Source organism: Devosia sp., from assembly GCF_017307565.1.
Taxonomy (GTDB): Bacteria; Pseudomonadota; Alphaproteobacteria; order Rhizobiales; family Devosiaceae; genus Devosia.
In genome coordinates this window covers 1-3,000 of the sequence record NZ_JAFKHD010000275.1, presented here as the reverse complement: position 1 = coordinate 3,000, position 3,000 = coordinate 1, and the positions used below count along the sequence as shown (strand labels likewise).

Annotated in this window: 5 protein-coding genes; 3 read left to right on the top strand and 2 right to left on the bottom strand. The window is 61.9% G+C overall.

What is annotated here, in order from left to right:
* A partial coding sequence (locus J0I64_RS08590) for a hypothetical protein (RefSeq protein ID WP_291407172.1) occupies positions 1-387 on the bottom strand: 387 nt, incomplete at its 3' end.
* Positions 388-491: 104 nt separating this feature from the next.
* Between J0I64_RS08590 and ispH the strand changes: the two genes are divergently transcribed.
* The 3 genes from ispH to rnhA are packed head-to-tail and all read left to right on the top strand — an operon-like array spanning position 492 to position 2,448.
* Positions 492-1,463: a 4-hydroxy-3-methylbut-2-enyl diphosphate reductase gene (ispH, locus tag J0I64_RS08585; RefSeq protein WP_291407171.1), complete on the top strand. Its 972-nt coding sequence runs from the start codon at positions 492-494 to the stop codon at positions 1,461-1,463.
* Positions 1,460-1,978 carry a GNAT family N-acetyltransferase gene (locus tag J0I64_RS08580; protein WP_291407170.1) on the top strand — a complete coding sequence of 173 codons (519 nt, stop codon included), beginning with the start codon at positions 1,460-1,462 and terminating at the stop codon, positions 1,976-1,978. Before ispH ends, J0I64_RS08580 begins: the two co-directional genes overlap by 4 nt.
* A complete protein-coding gene (gene rnhA / locus J0I64_RS08575; protein WP_291407169.1) occupies positions 1,975-2,448 on the top strand; it encodes a ribonuclease HI in 474 nt (157 codons plus the stop codon). The genes J0I64_RS08580 and rnhA overlap by 4 nt, the downstream gene beginning before the upstream one ends.
* A 49-nt stretch (positions 2,449-2,497) precedes the next feature.
* On the opposite strand, the gene J0I64_RS08570 is transcribed toward rnhA, so the two are convergent.
* Positions 2,498-3,000 (bottom strand): DUF808 family protein (locus J0I64_RS08570; protein WP_291407168.1); only part of this gene is annotated, 503 nt, incomplete at its 5' end.

The window sequence follows — 3,000 nt, the reverse complement described above, 5'->3', positions numbered from 1 at the left end:
GGCCTTGGCGAGCGGGCGCGTGGGATCGACCGAGTCTTCCGGCGCCGCCGGGGCTGCAATGCCGATCCGCGCCGGCTGCAGGCCGCTATTGTGATTGGCGGCCGAGGTGCGCACCACGAGCAGTGGCGGCTTGCCGTCCTTGGAGACGAGCTTGAAGAGGCAGGCGACCCAGTGATTGCGCAGCCGCGTATCGAGCCGGGTACGTTCGGCCTGCAGAGCCTCCCAGGCTGCGCGGGTGATCGCGATGGTCGGAACGGTGGGAAAACCGGTCTCGCCCACGCGGAAAATCCAGCGGGCCTTGCCGGCCAGCAGCTTCAATTGAGCGGCGGTGAGGTTTGCCTTCCCCTGGGCAGGGGCAATCGCAAACATTTCCTGGGCAAGACTCACCGTAGAAGCGTCCCTGACATCATTGTGACCTCATACTGCCTCAGGCTCCCGTGCGGCTGCAACAGCACTTGACTTGGCCTTAAGCGGAAAGCATCTGATCTCTCATGGAAAAACGGCCACACCTCGACATTCTGTTATGCGCGCCGCGCGGATTTTGCGCTGGCGTCGATCGTGCCATCCAGATCGTGGAGCTGGCGCTGCAGAAATATGGCGCGCCGGTCTATGTGCGCCACGCCATCGTTCACAATAAATACGTGGTGGAAGGGCTTAAGGCCAAGGGCGCGGTCTTTGTCGAAGAGCTCGACGAGATCCCCGAAACCGAGTCTCCCGTGGTGTTTTCGGCCCATGGCGTGCCCAAAAGCGTGCCGGCCGATGCCAAATCGCGCAACATGTTCTTCCTCGATGCCACCTGCCCGCTGGTTAGCAAAGTGCATGTGGAGGCCTCGCGCCACTTCGAGGAAGGTCACGAAATCGTCCTTATCGGCCATGCGGGTCACCCCGAAGTGATCGGCACGATGGGCCAGCTTCCCGAGGGTGCGGTCACCCTGATCGAGACCGTGGCCGACGCTAATGTCTTCACGCCCAAGAATCCGGAAACCCTTGCCTTCGTGACGCAGACGACGCTCAGCGTCGATGATACGCGCGAAATCGTCGCAGCACTGCGAGCGCGCTTCCCGGCCATCAACGGACCGCACAAGGAAGACATCTGCTACGCCACCACCAATCGCCAGGAGGCCATAAAGGCCGTGGCGCCGCTGGTGGATGCGATGATCGTGGTCGGTTCCCCCCACTCCTCCAATTCGCAGCGTCTGGTCGAAGTTGCGCTGCGTAGCGGCTGCAAGGTCGCGACCCTCGTCGACCGTGCCAGCGAAATCGACTGGTCGCTCTATGGCGATCTCAAATCGCTCGGCGTCAGCGCCGGCGCCTCGGCCCCGGAAAGCCTGGTCGAAGAGGTGATCGATGCCTTTGCCGAGCGCTATTCGGTCAAGGTCGAAACCAAGACCACTGCCGAAGAGAACATCGCCTTCAACATTCCAAAAGTCTTGCGTAATCTCGAAGTGGCTTCGGGGAAATGATCCCCCTCCACGCGCTGGAGACTGACCGGCTACGGCTCGTGCCCTGGCGCGACGAACTCGTCGATGCGCTCTGGGCCATGCACGCCAACCCTACGGTCGCTCGCTATCTCGATGTAAAAGGTCGCGTCTATGATCGAGCCAAGGCCGTCGAACGCGTAGACGGCTGGCGTCGAGAATATGCCGATCACGGCATCGGCAAGTTCGCCATCGAACGGAAAGCCGACGGCGCCTTTATCGGCCGTGCCGGTTTCTCACCCTACGAAGGCGAACCCGAGATCGGCTATTCGCTGGCCGAAGACCATTGGGGCCAAGGCTATGCCAGCGAAATCGCCTTGGGCCTCCGCGACTGGTTCTTCACCAATCGGCCCGACAGCTATTTCATCGGTTTTGCTCATGTCGACAACGCTGCGTCGCTGCGCGTGCTCGAAAAGATCGGCATGATAAAGACGCATCAGGGAAGCCTGGCCGACATGCCGCACCAATTCTACATTCTGCGCCGGGGGCCAAGCGCGTGAGCACCACTGTCATCATCCACACCGACGGCGCCTGTTCGGGTAACCCCGGCCCGGGCGGCTGGGGCGCCATTCTGCAGTTCGGCCAGCACCGCAAGGAGCTCAAGGGCGGCGAGCAACTGACCACGAACAACAAGATGGAGCTCACGGCCGCCATCGAGGCGCTAAACGCCCTCTCCCGCCCGTGCGATGTCGAAATCCACACCGACAGCCAATATGTGAAAAACGGCGTCCAGAGCTGGATGCATGGCTGGAAAAAGAACGGCTGGAAGACCGCCGACAAGAAGCCGGTGAAGAATGTCGAGCTTTGGCAGGCGCTCGACGAAGCCACCAAGCGCCACCAGATTTCCTGGCACTGGGTCAAGGGTCATGCCGGCGACGAACTCAACGAGCGCGCCGACGAACTCGCCCGCGAAGGCATGGCTCCCTTCAAGGGGAAAAAAGCCCCCGAGAGTTTCGCGCCGCCGTTTTGAGCGGCTCCCTCTTCGCCTCTCCCCCAAAGGGAGAGTGTAGAAATAAGCCTTAAGCCCGTTTGGGCAGCATGCCCTTGATCGCCTTCCAGGCCGGCGTCACCGCATAGCCCACCACCGGGATCAGCAGCGCGCCAAGGATCAGGCCAAAGAAGAAATCGACAAAGGCCGTCGCGAACCATCCGGCAAAACCGGCAATGGCGGGGAACGTATGCTCCGCCCAATGCGCCGCCGTTTCGATGACGACTTCGGGCCCATTGAGCCCAAACTCATAAAGCCCATGCGCCACGATGGAGCCGCCCACCCAGGTCATTGCGGCGGTACCAACAATGCTCAGCACCTGCATGAAATAGGGCATGCCGACGACAAGACCTCGCCCCAACCCCCGCCCGATCGGCGTGCGGCCATTGCGGGCGGCAAAGACCCCAAAATCATCGGCTTTGACGATCAGCGCCACGGCGCCATAGACGGCCACGGTGATCCCGACACCGGCCACCGCCAGCACAGTCGCGCGCATCCAGAAATCGGGCACTTCGATCGCGGCCAGAATGATGG